Below are 18,652 nucleotides of genomic sequence, written 5' to 3'. Positions count from 1 at the left end.
TCAAGCGTCGATACAACCTATTAACCCCAACGAACAATGTCCAGAGCACTACTTAATCAAAATATTAAGTAATGCCCCTTGCCTTCGAAAACACTGTGACTTCCCAGACCTGAAAAAATCGCTACGACTTATGACGGCCTCACGCGGATCACCTAGCTAACGCGCTCACCTTGGGCAAGCGCTGATCAATCACGCGATACAAAGCACTATCAGCCGGCCAGTTGCGCATAAACCGCGCACGGTCCTTGGCAAACGCCGGTGCGAAGCTGCTCAGCGAGCCATGCTGACACATCGAATCCAGATCAATCAGCACCCAACGCCCCCCTTGCCAGAACAGGTTGCGCCCCTTGAAGTCGCCATGGCTGATCCGCTCGCGAATCAGTTCGCCAAACAGGCGCTCCAGGGCCAGCAGTTCAGGCTCGGGCACCTCGCCGCTGTCCACGTAAGGGGCCAGGTGCTCGATCAGGTCGGGCCCGGACAGGTGCTCGGTGACCAGATAAGCCCGGCCGCGCAGCCAGAAAAAGCGTCGTTCCAGAAGCGCCAGGGGCTTGGGTGTGGCAATCCCCAGGAATGTCAGGCGGTTGCCTTCGCTCCAGGCGTGCCAGGCGCGGCTGGGCCTCCAGAAGCGCCTGAGCCAGTGTGTAAAACCCTTGATGTTGTAGCGTTTGATCACCAGCGCTCGACCCGCAGCATCAACCCCGGCCACCGTGGCCGAGGCGCCGGCCTTGTACATTTGGCCCTGGTCGATAAGCCTATCGACGTTTGCCAGCACCGGCAGCAGGGTGGCTTCTTCTTCACGCCGGATGGCGCGCAGCCCAAAGGCCCCGCGCACTACGCTGAACAAGGTGCACTCACGGCCGATCTTGCCCATGAAGTCTTTCAGGCGCCATGCGCGCACTTTGCGCACCTGTTTTTGCAAGGCTTCCAGAGGCAACGCGTGCTCGCCGTTGCTTAACAGGTAGTGCACCAGTAATTCTTCGGTAAACGGTTCGAGGTCACTCGGCAACTGGGCAAAAAACACCCCGAGGTTTTCCAGCACCCGGTTGCGTGACAGGGGTTTACCCGCCTGCTCGACGCAGATGCCCCCCCCGTCGATCAAATACAGCTTGTCAGCCTGACGCATCAGGTTGTCCAGGTGCAGATCTTCCTGCCACAAACCCTTGGCGTGCATCTGGGCAATCGCACCCAGCGCTTGGGCCAGTACCGCCTGTTGCTCATCGGCCAAGAGCGGCAAGGCTTCGACTGCCGCCCAGGCGTCGGCCAGGCTTTGGGCCCCTTCCAGAAACTCGAACAGCAGCCAGCCACCCTCGCCGTCTTGCAGGCCGTCGGCAAGCAACAGCGGGGTAGTGAGGCCTTGCTCGGCGAGCAGGCGCACGCCCTGGAGTTCGCGCTGGAAATGTCGCGCGGCGTTGCTACCCACCAGCAACTTGGCCAGCACCGGCCGGCCGCGCCAGATGGCCGCGCCCACATAACGCTGGCCGGGCAACACCCGCAACAGGCTCAGCAACTGCAACTGCCCAGGGCCCGCTGCATCCGCCAACTCAATACTCAACGGCAGCGCGGGGGTGCGCCCGGCGTTTTTGAGTTCAGACAGCCGCATCAGCGGGCCTCCTTGTGACTGCGGCGCCCCGCCAGGTAAGTTGCCCAGGTATCCACCAGCGAACTGTCGACCGGCTGGTCGAGGTAAGCCGCCAGAAATTGCCGCACCTGCTCTGCGGTCCATGCCCCGGCACGGCGCAGTAGCGGCTCCAGATCCTTGACCCGATCACGCCGGCCCAGCAACAGCGGCCGGGTTTTTTCCAGGTCGATCAACTGCGCCGCGTAACCGTCGCCGGTGGCCTGCAGGAAGATGTGCTTGGGGTAAAAACAGCCATGCACCTGGCCGACACCATGGAGCTTGCGCGCCAATTGGCCGCAGGCCACGAGGATTGCGTGGTGCTGGGCTTCGCTCAGGGCCGGCCACTGCTCCAGCAGTGAATCCAGGTCATTCCAGCCATCCAGCGCGCGGGTCAGCAGCAAGGCGCGGTATTCGCCGGCAACTTTGCGCTCGCCATAAAAGGCGGCCTGCAAGGCTGGGATCGCCTTCTGCCGATAGCGGCTGATATTGCGAAACTCGCGGGCAAAGGTTGGCTCGCCAAACGGCCGATGCAGGGTGCGCGTCAGGTAGTTGCTCTGGCGCTTGAGGTAGAAGCCACGGCCCTCCAGCTCCAGGCGGAACACACTGCTCCAGCCGCCGCGACTGGTGTTGGGCTCGTCCACTGCATCCAGTTGCCTGGCCCACAGGGCGTCGAAGTCAGCCAGGCCATTGCGCTCCAGCAAGGCCCGGTCTTCAGTTGCCAGGAAGTCATTCATTCGCGTCCCTCGAAAAACTTCAGCACATGGCGGATCCGCTGCTTATCCGATGTGTTCAGGTGCTTGCGCCGACGATATTGCATGTAGAAGCGTAGGCGCTGGGTGGCCGACAAGTGGTATTTGGCGACCTTGTCCAGGCACGCCAAGTCCTTGGTGATCCGGTATTTGAGCCAGAAGCCGCGCCAAAAGTCGCCGTTGGGGCAGTCGATCAGGTACAGGGTCTGCTGGTCGTCGATCAACAGGTTGCGCCACTTCAAATCGTTGTGGGTAAACCGGTGGTCGTGCATGGTCCGGGTGTATTCGGCGAGCTGGCGGCTGACCTTGTCGACCCACGCTGGGTCGGACAATTGCGGGTCCTTGCGTTCGGCCAGGGCCGCCAGGTCTTCAGTGCGCGGCAACTCGCGGGTGATCATCGCCCCACGATCATAGGCCAGGCCCTTGCGCTCCAGGCCCCAGGCCACGACTTCGGCCGTGGGGATGCCCCACTTGGCGAAGCGCTTGAGGTTCTGCCATTCGGACTTGACCCGTGGCTTGCCCAAGTAACGCCGCAAGCCTTTGCCGGCGCCGGTGTAGCGCTTGACGTAGTAGTTGACCCCGCCGCGCTCCACGCGAATCACTTCGGACAGTGGGTCTCGGGTCAGCCGCTCGCCTTGCAGGGCGAACACCGCGTCGAGGCTACCAAAATCGTCCACAAGCTCCGAGTAAGCAGGTTCCAGGTTCCAACCCGCCATCAGAGCGCGCCTCCGTAGCGGATTTTACGGTCATAGAGTTTGCTGGCCTTGCGCTCCAGCCACTGCAGCAACGCGCCTTCCTCGGCCAGGATCTGGCGCAGGGGCTGCTGGAAGTAGCCCTTGAGGAAGCGCAATTTGTCGCGGCGGGTCAGGCCGATATCCAGAATCGAAAAATACAGGGCCGCCAGGTCCTTGTTGCGCCAGCGCTGACTGATGCGCGGCCGCACCTGGGCGCGGTGCAGGTCGATCACCGACAGCTTGAAGTCATCGGCCGTCACCGGCTTGTCGGTGTGCAGCAGGAAGTGGCAGATGTAGCAGTCACGATGGTTGACGCCGGCGCGATGCATCATCCCGGTCATGCGCGCCACTTCGGCAATCAGCGCGCGCTTGAGACGCGGCTCGGGCGGCTGCTTGAGCCAGTCCATGCTCAAGTCTTCCAGGCTGATGGTCGGCGCCAGCTCTTGGGTGACAATAAAGGAATGCTGGTCGGCCGGGTTGGCGCCACGTTCGCCGTAGGCCACGGCGGTCATGGTCGGGACGCCCACTTCGTGCAGGCGCTGGATCGCCTGCCACTCCTGCCCGGCGCCCAGCACCGGCAATTTGGCGGTGAACAGGTTCTTGAAGATTTCACCCCAGCCGATGCCACGGTGGATTTTCACAAAGTAGCCGCGCCCATCCACCTCGGTGCGCAAGGTGCGACGGGCTTCCAGTTCACGGTAAACCTCACCCTCCAACAGCTCGACTTCGGCGAACGCATCGCGCCCGGCCCAAAGGCTCTTGAACGGTTCGGCAAGAATCAACTTCATCAGTGTTGCTCCGCCAGAATTACATCCGCAGCGTGCTGCGGCATGCTATAGAGGTCGGCCGTCTCGGCGAAGGCCAGACCATTGCGGCTCCAGGCCGCACGTTGCTGCTGATCACTGAGCATCCCGGCCAGGTACTGGTTGAGCTGGGCCTGCTCGAAAGGCTCGTCAAGCACACGCCCGCAATCGGCCTCGCTGATGTAATGGGCATAACCACACACCGCCGTGACCAATACCGGCAACCCGGCCACCAGGGCTTCGAGCAGCACGGTCCCGGTGTTTTCGTTGTACGCCGGGTGAATCAACAGGTCGGCGCCCAGCAAAAAACGCGGGATATCGCTGCGCCCCTTGAGGAACTGCACATTGTCGCCCAGGCCAAGGGTAGCACTCTGCAATTGGAATACTTTGGGGTCGTCCTGGCCAATTACAAACAGACGGGTGCGCTTTTTCAGGTCTGGCGGCAGTGCGGCCAGTGCCTTGAGGCTGCGATCCACGCCCTTGGTCTTGAAACCCGAGCCGATCTGCACCAGCAGCAAGTCATCGTGCGCAAGGTTGAATTCGGCGCGAAAGCCTGCGCGGATCTCGGCCGCATTCGGCGGCGCCCGACGATCCTGGGCGATACCCGGTGGCAGCAGGTGGAAGCGCGCCAGCGGCGTGTCGTAGTGCTTGATAAACAGCGGCTGCTGGACCTCGGAGATCATCAGCACTTGGGTCTTGGCGTCCTTGGCAAACACCGCCCGCTCGTACTCAGCAAAGTGCCGGTAGCGGCCGAAGCTGCGATACAGCGAGTGCCGCAGGTTCTGCGCCTTGTCTTCAAAACAGCCGTCTGCCGCGTAGTACACATCCAGGCCAGGCATTTTGTTGAAGCCGATCAAGCGGTCCACCGGGCGCTTGGCCAGGTCGGCCTGCATCCAGGCGGTCAACTTCTCGTTGCGCCGATGGTTGAAGAACGCCTTGACCGGCGCCACCAGCACTTCAAAACCTTGGGGCACGTCGCCTTCCCAGATCAGGGTGTAGACACGGATCTGGTGGCCGCGCTGCTGGCACTCCAGGGCGATGCGCATGAAATCGCGCTGCAAGCCACCAAAGGGGAAATATTTGTACAGTACAAATGCCAGTTGCATCAGTGCAGCTCCTCAGCCAATAACAACGTGCTCAGTCGGCTGGCCACACGCTCAGGGTTCAGGCGAGTGAAGCACAACGGCCACTCGCGCTTGAGATCAAACCGGCGCTGGTCTTCGGCGGTCGGTTGGTAGGTGCATTTCTTTTGCAGGCAGGGCGCGCAGGGGAAATCGCTGCCCAGATGGATCTGCGCCTTGCCGTAGGCACCGGTCAGGCCCGGGTTGGTCGGGCCGAACAGGGAAATTGTCGGCACATCCAGCGCGGCGGCCAGGTGCCCGAGGCCGGTATCCACCGCCACACAGGCCCTGGCGCCGGCCAGTACCCGCGCCACACCGGCCAGGTTCAGCTTGGGCAGCACCTCGGCGTTGGCCAGGCCTTGGGCCAGGCGCTCGGCGCGGGCTTTTTCGGCGGCATTGCCCCATGGCAACTTCACATCCACCCCCAGGCTGCCCATGCGTTCGGCCAGCTCGCGCCAATAGGCTTCGGGCCAGTGCTTGGTGTCCCAGGTGGTGCCGTGCAGCAGCAACACAAAGGGCTTCTTCGGCGGCAGGCCGAGCAGTTTTTCGGTGCTCAGGCCGTAATCCCCCAGGCCTTTGGGCAGGTCATAGCCCAGGGCCACGGCGAACAACTGGCGCAGGCGCTCCACTGCATGCTGCCCACGCGCAACCGCCAGGCGCCGGGAATAGAAGCGCGCGGCGATGGGTTCGCGGGCTGAATTTTTGTCAAAACCCGCCACCGGCGCCCGCACATAGCGGGTCAGCCAGGCGCTTTTCAGCAGGCCCTGGGCGTCGATCACCAGGTCGTACTTGGTCGATTGGACCTGCTTCTTGAAGCGGCGCCACTCGCCGCTCTTGAAGGTCTGCCAGAGGTTCTTGCGCCAGCGGCGAATCGCCACCGGGATCACCTTGTCCACCGCCGGGTGCCAGGTGGGGATTTCGGCGAAGCCCTCTTCCACCACCCAGTCGAAACGGATCCCCGGGATCGCCCGGGCCGCGTCGGTCAATGCCGGCAAGGCGTGGATCACATCGCCCAGGGATGAGGTCTTGATTACCAGTACCCGCAACTCAGTGAACCTCGACCACGTTGCCCTGCAAGCGCTGCAAGGCTTGGGCTACCGAGTCGGGCAGCAACTGGCGCAGGCAGTTGTAGTGGCCGAAACGGCAGGTGCGGTCGAAGCACGGGCTGCACTCCAGGCCCAGGCGCACCACCTCGACCTGGTCGGCCAACGGCGGCGTGAAGCCTGGCGAGGTGGAACCGTACACCGCCACCAGCGGGCGATTCAGCGCGGCGGCCACGTGCATCAGGCCAGAGTCGTTGGACACCACCGAGTCGGCGCAGGACAGCAGGTCGATCGCCTCGGCCAGCGACGTATCGCCACTGAGGTTGACCGCTTCTTCGCGCAGGCCGGGGATCAGGCGCTGGCGGATGTCCTCCCCCACCGAATGATCGTTTTTCGAGCCAAACAGCCAGACTTGCCAGCCTTCGCGGATTTTCAGCTCGGCAACCTTCGCATAATGCTCCGACGGCCAGCGCTTGGACTCGCCAAACTCGGCGCCTGGGCACAGTGCCAGCACCGGGCGATCGAGGCTCAGGCCGAACTTGGCCAGGGCTGCATCGCGGGTGACCGGGTCGATTTGCAGGCTCGGCCGTGGATACGGCGTCGGCAGCTCGGCATTAGCCGCATAGGCCAGGGCCATGAAGCGCTCGATCATCAGCGGGTAGCGGGCCTTGTCGAGCTTGCGCACGTCGTTGAGCAGGCCATAACGGAACTCGCCGCGCCAGCCGGTACGCTTGGGGATGCCGGCGAAGAACGGCACCAGGGCCGACTTCATCGAGTTGGGCAGCAGGATCGCCTGGTCGTACTGGCCGGCCAGGGACTTGCCGATCCGCCGCCGGGTCGCCAGCTCCAGCGCGCCATGGCCGAGCGGGAAGCTCAAGGCCTGCCGTACTTCGGGCATGCGCTCCAGGATCGGCCGGCTCCACTCGGGGGCGAGCACGTCGATTTGGCAGTCGGGATGACGCTGTTTCAGGCACTGGAACAGTGTCTGCGCCATCACCATGTCACCGACCCAACTGGGCCCAACGATCAGAATATTCATGTAGTTTCCACAAACGATTCGGGGAGGCTCATGCCTCCCCGCCTCGATAATTACTGTAGGTCACGGTGTGTGGGGGAGCGGGCTTGCCCGCGATAGCATCACCGCGTGCTGTCAGCCAGACCGCAGCGCCTGCATCGCGGGCAAGCCCGCTCCCACATAAAGCCGGTCTCCACATTCAATTGGGGTCGCTGTAGTGTTTTAGCTTAACCCCAGTTCTTGCCAGATCCGTTTCACCTGGCGCCGTTCGTCAGCAAACTGATCCCCGGCAACCACCCCCGCCTCGTTCTGCAAGGCCTGGCGATGAGCCGCCGAGCGGTAGGCCTTATACACCTCACGCAACAGGTGGGCATCGGCGGCGGGCATCAGCCCGACCTGCTCCAGGCCTTCCAGGATGCGGATATTGTCGGTGTAGCGCAGTAACGATGGATGCTGCGCAGACCACGCCAAAGCGGCGTATTGCACCATAAATTCAATATCGACGATACCTCCGGCGTCCTGCTTGAGATCGAACAGCGCCGTGGGCTCGAAGGCGTTCGCCGCCGTGCCGGCCCCGGTCGACTTGGTGCCCAGGTTATCGCGCATCTTGGCACGCATCTCGCTGACCTCCTGGCGCAGCTTCGCCAGGTCCTGCGTGCGGCCCAATACCTGCGCGCGCACGTCTTCAAACGCGCGGCCCACGTCCTGGCTGCCGACCAGCACCCGCGCCCGCACCAGGGCTTGATGTTCCCAGGTCCAGGCCTCGTTTTCCTGATACCGGGCAAAAGCCCCCAGGGAGCTGACCAGCAGCCCGGATGCGCCAGAAGGTCGCAGGCGCATGTCCACTTCGTACAATTGCCCGGAGTTGGTCTGGGTGGTCAGCAGGTGAATGATGCGCTGGCCCAGGCGAGTAAAGAACTGCGCGCCATCGATCGGCTTGGCGCCGTCGGTTTCGGCCTGCGGGTCACCGTCGTGGATAAACACCAGGTCCAGGTCCGAGCCATGCCCCAGCTCGATCCCGCCGACCTTGCCATAGCCGACAATAATGAATCCGGGGTCGCACAGGGTGCCGTCCAGGCGTTGCGGCGTGCCGTGGCGCGCCACAGTCTGGCGCCAGGCCAGGGCCAGCACCTGCTCCAGAATGGCCTCGGCGAGCCAGGTCAGGTAATCGCTGACCTTCATCAACGGCAGGCTGCCGGCGATTTCCGAAGCGGCGACCCGCAGGCGGTGCGCCAACTTGAAGTGGCGCAGGGCTTCCATCTGCTGCTCAAGGTCATCTTCGGGGATGCGCGTGAGGCGCTCGCGCAGTTCGGCGGCCAGTTCCGGCGCCAAGGGCGGCTTGAACAGGCGGCCTTCGTTGAGCAGTTCATCCAGCAGCAGCGGGAAGCGGGTGATCTGCTCGGCAATCCACGGGCTGGCCGCGCACAGGGTCAACAGCCGACGCAGGGCGTCAGGGTTTTCCGTCAACAGCACCAGATACGCAGAACGCCGCGCGACAGCTTCTACCAGCGGCAGTACGCGCTCCAGCACCAGGTCCGGGTTGGCGTGTTCGACGGCCTGGGCCAGCAGGCGCGGGATAAACGCATCCAGGCGCTCACGTCCCAGGCGCTGCATCGCCCGCAGTTGCGGGCTGCCGCGCAGGCTGGCCAGGGCTTTCAGGGCCTTGGGCGCATCGGCAAAGCCGCCTTCGGCCAATTGGCGACAGGCGGCCTCCTCATTTTGGGATTCTTCCCACAAGGGCAGCCACTCGCCGCCGACCACCAATTCGCTTTCCACCCCCTCCTCTTCGTCCGGATCAGCGATCACCTGGCGGAAATGCCAATCCACCCGGCCACGCCAGTACATCAACTGCCCGTGGAACGCGGTCCAGTCGGCAAAGCCCAGCATGAACGCGATCCGCGCCTGGTCTTCATCACTGTGGGGCAACATCTGGGTCTGGCGGTCGGCGATGGCCTGGATCGCGTGTTCGGTGTAGCGCAGGAACTCATAGCCGCTGCGCAACTCGGCAATCACCGCCGGCGGCAGGTAGCCCTGGCCTTCCAGGGTGCCCAGCACCTTCAGCAAAGGCCGCTGTTGCAGGCTCAGGTCGCGGCCGCCGTGAATCAGCTGGAACGCCTGGGCGATAAATTCCACCTCACGGATACCGCCCGCGCCCAGCTTGATGTTGTCGGCCATGCCCTTGCGCCGCACTTCCTGCTGGATCAACTGCTTCATGGTGCGCAGCGCTTCGATCGCAGAAAAGTCCAGGTAGCGCCGATAGACGAACGGGCGCAACAGGTCGAGCAATTGCGCGCCGGCCACCTGGTCGCCGGCCACCACCCGCGCCTTGATCATCGCGTAGCGTTCCCAGTCGCGGCCCTGATCCTGGTAGTACTGCTCCAAGGCATTGAAACTCAGCACCAGCGCCCCGGCGGAACCGTAGGGCCGCAGGCGCATGTCGACCCGGAACACAAAGCCGTCGACGGTCATCGGGTCCAGGGCCTTGATCAATTTTTGGCCCAGGCGGATGAAGAACTCCTGGTTGTCCAGGGCACGCTTGGCCCCCACGGTCTCGCCGCCCTCGGGGTAGGCAAAGATCAAGTCGATGTCCGACGACAGGTTCAACTCCACCGCGCCCAGCTTGCCCATGCCGAGGATGACCATCTGCTGCGGCTCGCCGCTACGCCCGCCGGTGGGCGTGCCGAATTGCGCGCAGTGACGCTGGTACAGCCACTGGTAAGCCTGGTCGATGCTGGCGTCGGCCATGTCCGACAGGTCGCGGCAGGTCTGCACCAGGTCCGCCTGTCGGGTCAGGTCGCGCCAGATGATGCGCACTTGCTGGCGGGTGCGCTGGCGGCGCAGCACGCGACCCAGTTCGTCTTCTGTTTGCGCCTGTTGCACGGCTGCGGCAATCTGCCCACACAGCTCATCGGGCGCAAAGCCGCGATCCAGCTCGCCCCAGGCCACCAGCTCAAGCAACATCAAAGGGTCACGAACACTCTGTTCAATCACAAAGTCACTGGCGGCGCACACCCGGGCGAAGTCGGCCCAACGTTGCGGCGTCCACGCGGACAGGCCATGATCGGCATCCAGCATGGCCACCGCGTCACGAAATGACTGCTCGGCCCGGCTGGCAAATGGCAACAGAATGGCTGGGAGTTCAACCAGCATTGGAAGGCTCATGGTCTATCCTTGATCGGCGCGTAAATGACTTGTAGCTGTGAACGCAAGAACCACGCTCGATGAAGGACTGTCGAACAAAGGTTAGAAATAGCTGAAAATTCTTTAATTTTGGCAGGCAACATTAAACTTCTACCTTTTCTTGTTCGCAAAAGATCAACAATAACGATTATGCTCACCAGCCAGACCGAGCCATACGCTCAGTCTTGTGTAGTTTTACTACTCGTATATACATTCGAAAGGCTGAAATGGCCGACGATTTGTAGTAAAACTACAGGACGCCGAAGCAACCTTCGGCCATCCAAGAATTTATGTCGTCTGCCCACAAGGCCAGTCGCAAACTTCAGGCAACCGATTCTGGTAGCCTTTCCGCCCTGGAGCAAGCCATGCAAGACCTCGATCCCGTCGAAACCCAGGAATGGCTGGACGCCCTGGAATCGGTTCTCAACAAAGAAGGCGAAGACCGTGCGCATTACCTGATGACCCGTATGGGCGAACTCGCGACCCGCAGCGGCTCGCAACTGCCCTACGCCATCACCACGCCATACCGCAACACCATCCCCGTTACCCACGAAGCACGCATGCCTGGCGACCTGTTCATGGAACGCCGCATTCGCTCGCTGGTACGCTGGAACGCGATGGCGATGGTTATGCGCACGAACTTGAAAGATTCTGACCTGGGCGGTCACATCTCCAGCTTCGCTTCCAGCGCAACCCTGTATGACATCGGCTTCAACTACTTCTTCCAGGCCCCGACCGAAGAACACGGCGGCGACCTGATCTACTTCCAGGGCCACACCTCGCCAGGCGTCTACGCCCGTGCGTTCATGGAAGGTCGCATCACCGAAGACCAGATGAACAACTTCCGCCAGGAAGTCGACGGTGGCGGCCTGTCGTCGTACCCGCACCCTTGGCTGATGCCTGACTTCTGGCAGTTCCCGACTGTATCCATGGGCCTGGGCCCGATCCAGGCGATCTACCAGGCACGCTTCATGAAGTACCTGGAAGCCCGTGGCTTCATCCCCGAAGGCAAGCAGAAAGTCTGGTGCTTCCTGGGCGACGGCGAGTGCGACGAGCCGGAATCCCTGGGCGCCATCTCCCTGGCCGGCCGCGAGAAGCTGGACAACCTGATCTTCGTCATCAACTGCAACCTGCAGCGCCTCGACGGCCCGGTTCGCGGCAACGGCAAGATCATCCAGGAACTCGAAGGCGTGTTCCGCGGCGCCCAATGGAACGTGACCAAAGTCATCTGGGGCCGTTTCTGGGACCCACTGCTGGCCAAGGACGTCGACGGCATCCTGCAACGCCGCATGGACGAAGTCATCGACGGCGAGTACCAGAACTACAAGGCCAAAGACGGCGCGTTCGTACGTGAACACTTCTTCAACACGCCTGAACTCAAGGCGATGGTTGCCGACCTGTCCGACGACGAGATCTGGAAACTCAACCGTGGCGGCCACGACCCGTACAAGGTCTACGCGGCATACCACGAAGCGGTCAACCACAAAGAACAACCGACCGTCATCCTGGCCAAGACCATCAAGGGTTATGGCACCGGTGCCGGCGAAGCGAAGAACACTGCGCACAACACCAAGAAAGTCGACGTCGACAGCCTAAAGTTGTTCCGCGACCGCTTCGACATCCCGGTCAAGGACGAAGAGCTGGAGAACCTGCCGTTCTTCAAGCCCGAGCCAAACAGCGCCGAAGCCCGCTACCTCAGCGAGCGTCGCACTGCACTGGGCGGTTTCGTGCCACAGCGCCGCGCCCAGAGCTTCAGCGTACCGACGCCACCACTCGATACCCTCAAGGCTATCCTGGACGGCTCGGGCGACCGTGAAATCTCCACCACCATGGCTTTCGTGCGGATCCTCGCGCAGTTGGTCAAGGACAAGGAAATCGGCCCGCGCATCGTCCCGATCATCCCGGACGAAGCCCGTACCTTCGGTATGGAAGGCATGTTCCGCCAGTTGGGCATCTACTCCTCCGTCGGCCAGCTCTACGAGCCAGTCGATAAAGACCAGGTGATGTTCTACAAGGAAGACAAGAAGGGCCAGATCCTCGAAGAAGGTATCAACGAAGCGGGCGCCATGAGCTCCTTCATCGCTGCCGGTACTTCGTACTCCAGCCACAACCAGCCGATGCTGCCGTTCTACATCTTCTACTCGATGTTCGGCTTCCAGCGTATTGGCGACCTGGCCTGGGCAGCAGGCGACAGCCGTACCCGTGGTTTCCTGATCGGCGGTACTGCCGGGCGGACCACGCTGAACGGCGAAGGCCTGCAACACGAAGACGGTCACAGCCACATCCTGGCTGCCACCATCCCGAACTGCCGCACCTTTGATCCAACCTACGGCTACGAGCTGGCGGTGATCATCCAGGACGGCATGAAGAAGATGACCGAAGAGCAGCAGGACGTTTTCTACTACATCACCGTGATGAACGAGTCCTACCAGCAACCAGCCATGCCGGCCGGTGTTGAAGAAGGCATCATCAAGGGCATGTACCTGCTCGAAGAAGACACCAAGGAAGCGGCACACCACGTCCAGCTGATGGGCTCCGGCACCATCCTGCGCGAAGTGCGTGAAGCGGCGAAGATCCTGCGTGAAGAGTTCAACGTCGGTGCTGACGTATGGAGCGTTACCAGCTTCAACGAACTGCGTCGCGACGGCCTGGCCGTGGAACGCAGCAACCGCCTGCACCCAGGCCAGAAGCCTGCGCGCAGCTACGTCGAAGAGTGCCTGACCGGCCGTAAAGGTCCAGTCATCGCCTCTACCGACTACATGAAACTGTTTGCTGAACAAATTCGCCAGTGGGTCCCGTCCAAGGAATTCAAAGTCCTGGGCACCGACGGTTTCGGCCGCAGTGACAGCCGCAAGAAGCTGCGTCACTTCTTCGAGGTCGACCGTCACTTCGTGGTGTTGGCAGCCCTGGAAGCCTTGGCTGACCGTGGTGAAATCGAACCAAAGGTGGTAGCAGACGCTATCGTCAAGTTCGGGATCAACCCGGAAAAACGCAACCCACTGGACTGCTGAGGAGATTTTTTGTGAGCGAACTCATTCGCGTACCTGACATCGGCAGCGGTGAAGGTGAAGTAATCGAGCTGTTTGTAAAGGTCGGCGACACCGTCGAAGCCGACCAGAGCATCCTGACCCTGGAGTCGGACAAGGCGAGCATGGAAATCCCTGCTCCCAAGGCTGGCGTGGTCAAGAGCCTGAAAGTGAAGCTGGGCGACCGCCTGAAAGAAGGCGACGAACTGCTGGAGCTGGAAATCGAAGGTGCCGCTGATGCGGCCCCGGCGGCGGCGCCTGCTGCCGCTGCTGCACCGGCGCAGGCTGAAAAGCCAGCGGCGGCTGCCGAGGCCCCTGCGGCCCCGGCGGCTGCACCGGCGGCGGCGACTGTCCAGGACATTCACGTCCCGGACATCGGTTCGTCGGGCAAGGCCAAGATCATCGAGCTGCTGGTCAAGGTCGGCGACACTGTCGAAGCCGACCAGTCGCTGATCACCCTGGAGTCCGACAAGGCCTCCATGGAAATCCCATCGCCGGCTGCCGGCGTCGTGGAAAGCATCGCGGTCAAGCTCGAAGACGAAGTCGGCACTGGCGACTTCATCCTCAAGCTGAAAGTACAAGGCGCTGCGCCTGCTGCTGCCCCGGCGCCGGCCGCTGCTCCTGCTGCCAAGGCTGAAGCTGCACCGGCTGCCGCCGCCCCGGCTCCTGCGGCAAAAGCCGAGGCCGCACCGGCCCCGGCGGCTGCCCCAGCGCCAAGTGGTGCCAAGGCTCACGCCGGCCCTGCCGTGCGTCAACTGGCCCGTGAGTTCGGCGTCGAGCTGAGCGCTGTCAGCCCTACCGGCCCACACGGTCGTGTGCTCAAGGAAGACGTGCAGGTCTACGTCAAATCCATGATGCAGAAGGCCAAGGAAGCTCCGGCTGCCGGCGCTGCTACCGGTGGCTCGGGCATTCCGCCGATCCGCACCGTAGACTTCAGCCGCTTCGGCGAAATCGAAGAAGTGCCGATGACGCGCCTGATGCAAATCGGCGCAGCCGGTCTGCACGCCAGCTGGCTGAACATTCCGCACGTGACCCAGTTCGACCAGGCCGACATTACCGACCTGGAAGCTTTCCGCGTTGCGCAGAAAGCCGTGGCCGAAAAGGCCGGCGTGAAACTGACCGTGCTGCCACTGCTGCTCAAGGCCTGCGCGCACCTGCTCAAGGAACTGCCGGACTTCAACAGTTCGCTGGCACCAAGCGGCAAGGCGATCATTCGCAAGAAATACGTACACATCGGCTTCGCGGTCGACACCCCGGATGGCCTGCTGGTACCGGTCATCAAGAACGTCGACCAGAAGAGCCTGCTGCAACTGGCTGGCGAAGCGGCTGCACTGGCTGCCAAGGCCCGCGACAAGAAGCTGACTCCGGACGACATGCAAGGCGCCTGCTTCACCATCTCCAGCCTCGGGCACATTGGCGGTACTGGCTTCACGCCAATCGTCAACGCGCCGGAAGTGGCGATCCTTGGTGTTTCCAAGGCCACCATCCAGCCTGTGTGGGACGGCAAGGCCTTCCAGCCGAAGCTGATGCTGCCACTGTCGCTGTCCTACGATCACCGTGTGATCAATGGCGCGGCCGCTGCACGCTTCACCCAGCGCCTGAGCCAGTTGCTCAACGACATCCGCACCATCCTGCTGTAAGCCGCAGCAGCCTCCCCTTCACCGGGGAGGCTGGTTGCAACGATTTCCGAGCGCCACGCTCGTACCTCAACCCCGCCAATTTGGCGGGGCTTTTTTTGCCTGTGGTTTGCAGGAGCCGGCTCCTACAGGGAATCGACAGACCATCTATCAGGCCGACTGTAGAAAACCGCCCTGCGGCCGATAACCCACTTATAGCACTTAGCCTTCATCCTCTCTTGTCAGTCCGCGCTGCATGATGCAACCTTGCCGCAGACAGCAGCAAAGAGGGCGATAGCCCGGCGCGATGCGCATTTTTCCAAGCGAGTTCCCCCATGAAAAGCCAACCCGATGTCGCCCGAACGGCGGCCGAGGTCGTGACGCAATTACCGGTGCCTTCGCGCCTCGGTATGCTGCGTTTCGAGCGGCTGAATGAGGCTAGCTGGGCGCTGCTGTACCTCGACCCCAATTGTGAACGCCAATTCGGCTTGCCCGCAGTAGAGCTGTGCTCGCTGATCGGCTCGCCCTACGCCAGCCTGATGGAACCCCAGGCGCGCTATCAGTTGCACGACACGATCCAGCAGCAACTGACCACCAGCCCCCATTACCTGGTGCGCTACACCCTACACACCAACGACGGCCCGCTGAGCCTGCTGGAGGTCGGCGAGGCCTACAAGCAACACAATCGCCACCTGCTGCGCGGCTACCTGATGGTGGTGGACGGTTTATTCAGCAACCTGGCGCCGCTGCCCGCCGCCGACCTGGAAGACCAGAACAGCCGCCTGCAGATCGCCCTGGAGCTCAACCAGCGCGCCCAACAGGAGCAGTTGCAGCACCTGGAGCGGGTGCGCGCCCAGCAGGAACTGATCCTGCTGCTGGCCCGCCAGCGCTACAGCACCAACAACTCCCTGCAAGAAGCCGCCGAACTGATCACCCGCAGTGCCTGTGACATCTACCAGATCGACTGCGCCAGCATCTGGAACCTCGAAGGCCAGCAGTTGGTGCCGATCTCTGCGTTTCATCGCGCCGACCAGCAACACCATATGCCGGCGCCGATCGATGCCAGTGGCTTCCCGGACTACCTCGAAGCCCTGCAGAGCTGCCGCGCCATCGATGCCGGCAATGCGATGCGCGACCCGCGCACCCGGGACATGGTCGAAAGCCTGCGGCCCATGGACATCCACGCCATGCTCGACGCCAGCATCCGCGTCGATGGCCAGGTGGTGGGCGTACTGTGCCTGGAACAAAGCGCTGGCACCCGGGACTGGCTGTCCGATGAAATCGCCTTTGCCGGCGAATTGGCCGACCAGTTCGCCCAGGTCATCAACAACCATAACCGGCGCACCGCCACCAGCGCCCTGCACCTGTTCCAGCGCGCCGTGGAGCAAAGTGCCAATGCCTTCCTGCTGGTCAATTGCGACGGCGTGGTGGAGTACGTCAACCCCAGTTTCACCGCGATCACCCAGTACAGCACCGAGGAAGTCCACGGCCATCGCCTGGCCCAGTTGCCGGCCCTGGAAAACCTCAGCGAACTGCTGTTCGACGCACCCTCCAGCCTTGCCAAGAGCAACAGTTGGCAGGGCGAGTTCAAGAGCCGGCGCAAAAACCTCGAACCGTACTGGGGCCAGCTGTCGATCTCCAAGGTGTATGGCGACAACCGCGAACTGACCCACTACATCGGCATCTACGAAGACATCACCCAGACCAAGCTGGCCCAGCAGCGTATCGAGCGCCTGGCCTACACCGACAACCTGACCAACCTGGGTAACCGCCCGGCGTTTATCCGCAACCTCGACGAACGCTTCGCCCGCGACAGCGACGCGCCCATCAGCCTGCTGCTGGTGGATATCGACAACTTCAAGCGGATCAACGACAGCCTCGGCCACCAGACCGGCGACAAGCTGCTGATCAGCCTGGCCCGACGCCTGCGCAACAGCCTCAATGCCGGTGGCAGCCTGGCACGCTTTGCCAGTAACGAATTTGCGGTGCTGCTCGACAACGCCGACCTTGAGGCCGGCCAGCAAATGGCCTGCCAGTTGCTGATGACCCTCGACAAACCGATGTTCGTCGACAACCAGTTGATCAGCGTCACCGGCTCCGTGGGCCTGGCCTGCGCGCCGCTGCATGGCCGCGACCCGCAGACCCTGATGCGCAACGCCGGCCTGGCGCTGCACAAGGCCAAGGCCAACGGCAAGCACCAGGTACAGGTGTTTACCGAGGCCCTGAATGCCGAGGCCAGTTACAAACTGTTCGTCGAAAACAACCTGCGCCGCGCCCTGACCCAGAACGAGCTGGACGTGTTCTACCAGCCCAAGCTGTGCCTGCGCAGCGGGCGCCTGCTGGGCATGGAGGCGCTGCTACGCTGGAACCACCCGGAAAAGGGCATGATCCGCCCGGACCAGTTCATCAGCGTCGCCGAAGAGACCGGCCTGATCATCCCCATCGGCAAATGGATCGCGCGCCAGGCCTGCCGCATGAGCAAGCAGTTGAGCGCCGCCGGCCTGGGCAACCTGCAGGTGGCGATCAACCTGTCGCCCAAGCAGTTTTCCGACCCGGACCTGGTGGCCTCCATCGCCAGCATCCTCAAGGAAGAACAGCTGCCGGCCAACCTGCTGGAGCTGGAGCTGACCGAGGGCCTGCTGCTGGAAGCCACCGAAGACACGCGCCTGCAACTGGACCAGTTGAAGAGCTTTGGCCTGACCCTGGCCATGGATGATTTCGGCACCGGTTACTCGTCCCTCAGTTACCTGAAGAAATTCCCCATCGACATCATCAAGATCGACCGCAGCTTTATCCATGAGATCCCGGACAACCAGGACGACATGGAAATCACCTCAGCAGTGATCGCCATGGCGCACAACCTCAAGCTCAAGGTGGTCGCCGAAGGCATCGAGACCGCCGAACAACTGGCGTTCCTGCGCCGCCATCGGTGCGACGTCGGCCAGGGCTACCTGTTCGACCGGCCAATTCCCGGCTCCGAGTTGCTAGAGAAGCTCAAACGCTATCCGCGCGGGCCAATCGCCTGACAGCGCTGTAACACTCGGGCACACTGGTGGTCTGAACTGTTAACTCAACCTGACGAGAGGACTGATCATGGTCTTGCGCTCGGAAATCCTGGTGAATAAAAACGTGCTGCCTACTGCCGAACAAGCCTTGCCTGGCCGTGAAACCCCGATGAACCTGCCCGAGACGCACTTCGTCAACGGTAACCCGCTGCTGGGCCCGTTTATGGACGATGTGGGCTTTGCGATCTTTGGCCTCGGTTGTTTCTGGGGCGCCGAGCGCAAGTTCTGGCAGCGCGACGGCGTGGTCAGCACGGTGGTCGGCTACGCCGGCGGCTTCACGCCAAACCCGACCTATGAAGAAGTCTGCTCGGGCCTGACCGGCCATAGCGAAGTGGTGCTGGTGGTGTATGACCAGGCCAAGCTCAAGTACGAAGACCTGTTGAAGATGTTCTGGGAACTGCACAACCCGACCCAGGGCATGCGCCAGGGCAATGATATCGGCAGCCAGTATCGCTCGGTGATCTATGCCACCACGCCTGAGCAACTGGACGCGGCGCAGGCCAGTGCACAGGCTTATCAGGAAGAACTGACCAAGGCTGGCCTGGGCGAGATCACCACGCAAATCGACCAGGCGCCAACAGTGTACTTCGCCGAGGCCTACCACCAGCAGTACCTGGCGAAGAACCCGCAGGGTTACTGCGGGATCGGCGGTACTGGCGTGACCTGCCCGATCTGACCTCAA

Annotated in this window: 12 protein-coding genes; 4 read left to right on the top strand and 8 right to left on the bottom strand. The window is 62.4% G+C overall.

Annotated features, from left to right (window positions below):
• Positions 1–148: 148 nt before the first annotated feature.
• From HBO05_RS10395 to glnE, 8 genes are all read right to left on the bottom strand, one after another.
• Positions 149–1,600: a lipopolysaccharide kinase InaA family protein gene (locus tag HBO05_RS10395; RefSeq protein ID WP_172312556.1), complete on the bottom strand. Its 1,452-nt coding sequence runs from the start codon at positions 1,598–1,600 to the stop codon at positions 149–151.
• Positions 1,600–2,352, bottom strand: a complete 753-nt coding sequence (locus HBO05_RS10390) for a lipopolysaccharide kinase InaA family protein (protein ID WP_169952293.1) — start codon at positions 2,350–2,352, stop codon at positions 1,600–1,602. Before HBO05_RS10390 ends, HBO05_RS10395 begins: the two co-directional genes overlap by 1 nt.
• Entirely contained in the window at positions 2,349–3,083 is a 735-nt protein-coding gene (locus HBO05_RS10385; RefSeq protein ID WP_170042419.1) for a lipopolysaccharide kinase InaA family protein, read from the bottom strand. The genes HBO05_RS10390 and HBO05_RS10385 overlap by 4 nt, the downstream gene beginning before the upstream one ends.
• On the bottom strand, positions 3,083–3,889 hold the full coding sequence (rfaP, locus tag HBO05_RS10380) for a lipopolysaccharide core heptose(I) kinase RfaP (protein ID WP_169952297.1): 807 nt from the start codon (positions 3,887–3,889) through the stop codon (positions 3,083–3,085). Before rfaP ends, HBO05_RS10385 begins: the two co-directional genes overlap by 1 nt.
• Positions 3,889–5,010 (bottom strand): glycosyltransferase family 4 protein, encoded by a 1,122-nt coding sequence (locus HBO05_RS10375; protein ID WP_170042417.1) that lies wholly within the window; start codon positions 5,008–5,010, stop codon positions 3,889–3,891. The genes rfaP and HBO05_RS10375 overlap by 1 nt, the downstream gene beginning before the upstream one ends.
• Positions 5,010–6,071, bottom strand: coding sequence for a lipopolysaccharide heptosyltransferase I (waaC, locus tag HBO05_RS10370; protein ID WP_172312554.1), 1,062 nt, complete (start codon positions 6,069–6,071; stop codon positions 5,010–5,012). Before waaC ends, HBO05_RS10375 begins: the two co-directional genes overlap by 1 nt.
• Before the next feature lies 1 nt (position 6,072).
• Positions 6,073–7,107, bottom strand: coding sequence for a lipopolysaccharide heptosyltransferase II (gene waaF, locus HBO05_RS10365; protein WP_172312552.1), 1,035 nt, complete (start codon positions 7,105–7,107; stop codon positions 6,073–6,075).
• Positions 7,108–7,305: 198 nt separating this feature from the next.
• On the bottom strand, positions 7,306–10,245 hold the full coding sequence (gene glnE / locus HBO05_RS10360) for a bifunctional [glutamate--ammonia ligase]-adenylyl-L-tyrosine phosphorylase/[glutamate--ammonia-ligase] adenylyltransferase (protein ID WP_170058108.1): 2,940 nt from the start codon (positions 10,243–10,245) through the stop codon (positions 7,306–7,308).
• Between the two features lie 383 nt (positions 10,246–10,628).
• Here glnE and aceE point away from each other — a divergent pair, with 383 nt between their 5' ends.
• From aceE to msrA, 4 genes are all read left to right on the top strand, one after another.
• Positions 10,629–13,274: a pyruvate dehydrogenase (acetyl-transferring), homodimeric type gene (gene aceE / locus HBO05_RS10355; RefSeq protein WP_172312550.1), complete on the top strand. Its 2,646-nt coding sequence runs from the start codon at positions 10,629–10,631 to the stop codon at positions 13,272–13,274.
• Between the two features lie 11 nt (positions 13,275–13,285).
• Complete coding sequence (gene aceF, locus HBO05_RS10350; RefSeq protein WP_169952308.1) at positions 13,286–14,929, top strand: dihydrolipoyllysine-residue acetyltransferase; 1,644 nt, start codon at positions 13,286–13,288, stop codon at positions 14,927–14,929.
• A 311-nt stretch (positions 14,930–15,240) separates the two neighbouring features.
• On the top strand, positions 15,241–17,931 hold the full coding sequence (locus HBO05_RS10345) for a GGDEF and EAL domain-containing protein (RefSeq protein ID WP_169952310.1): 2,691 nt from the start codon (positions 15,241–15,243) through the stop codon (positions 17,929–17,931).
• A 67-nt stretch (positions 17,932–17,998) separates the two neighbouring features.
• Positions 17,999–18,646, top strand: coding sequence for a peptide-methionine (S)-S-oxide reductase MsrA (gene msrA / locus HBO05_RS10340; RefSeq protein ID WP_169952312.1), 648 nt, complete (start codon positions 17,999–18,001; stop codon positions 18,644–18,646).
• Positions 18,647–18,652 lie beyond the last annotated feature (6 nt).

The organism is Pseudomonas sp. WS 5079 (assembly GCF_012985465.1).
Taxonomy (GTDB): Bacteria; Pseudomonadota; Gammaproteobacteria; order Pseudomonadales; family Pseudomonadaceae; genus Aquipseudomonas.
The sequence above is the reverse complement of the archived record's forward strand: the minus strand, read 5'-3'. Positions and strand labels throughout refer to the sequence as shown.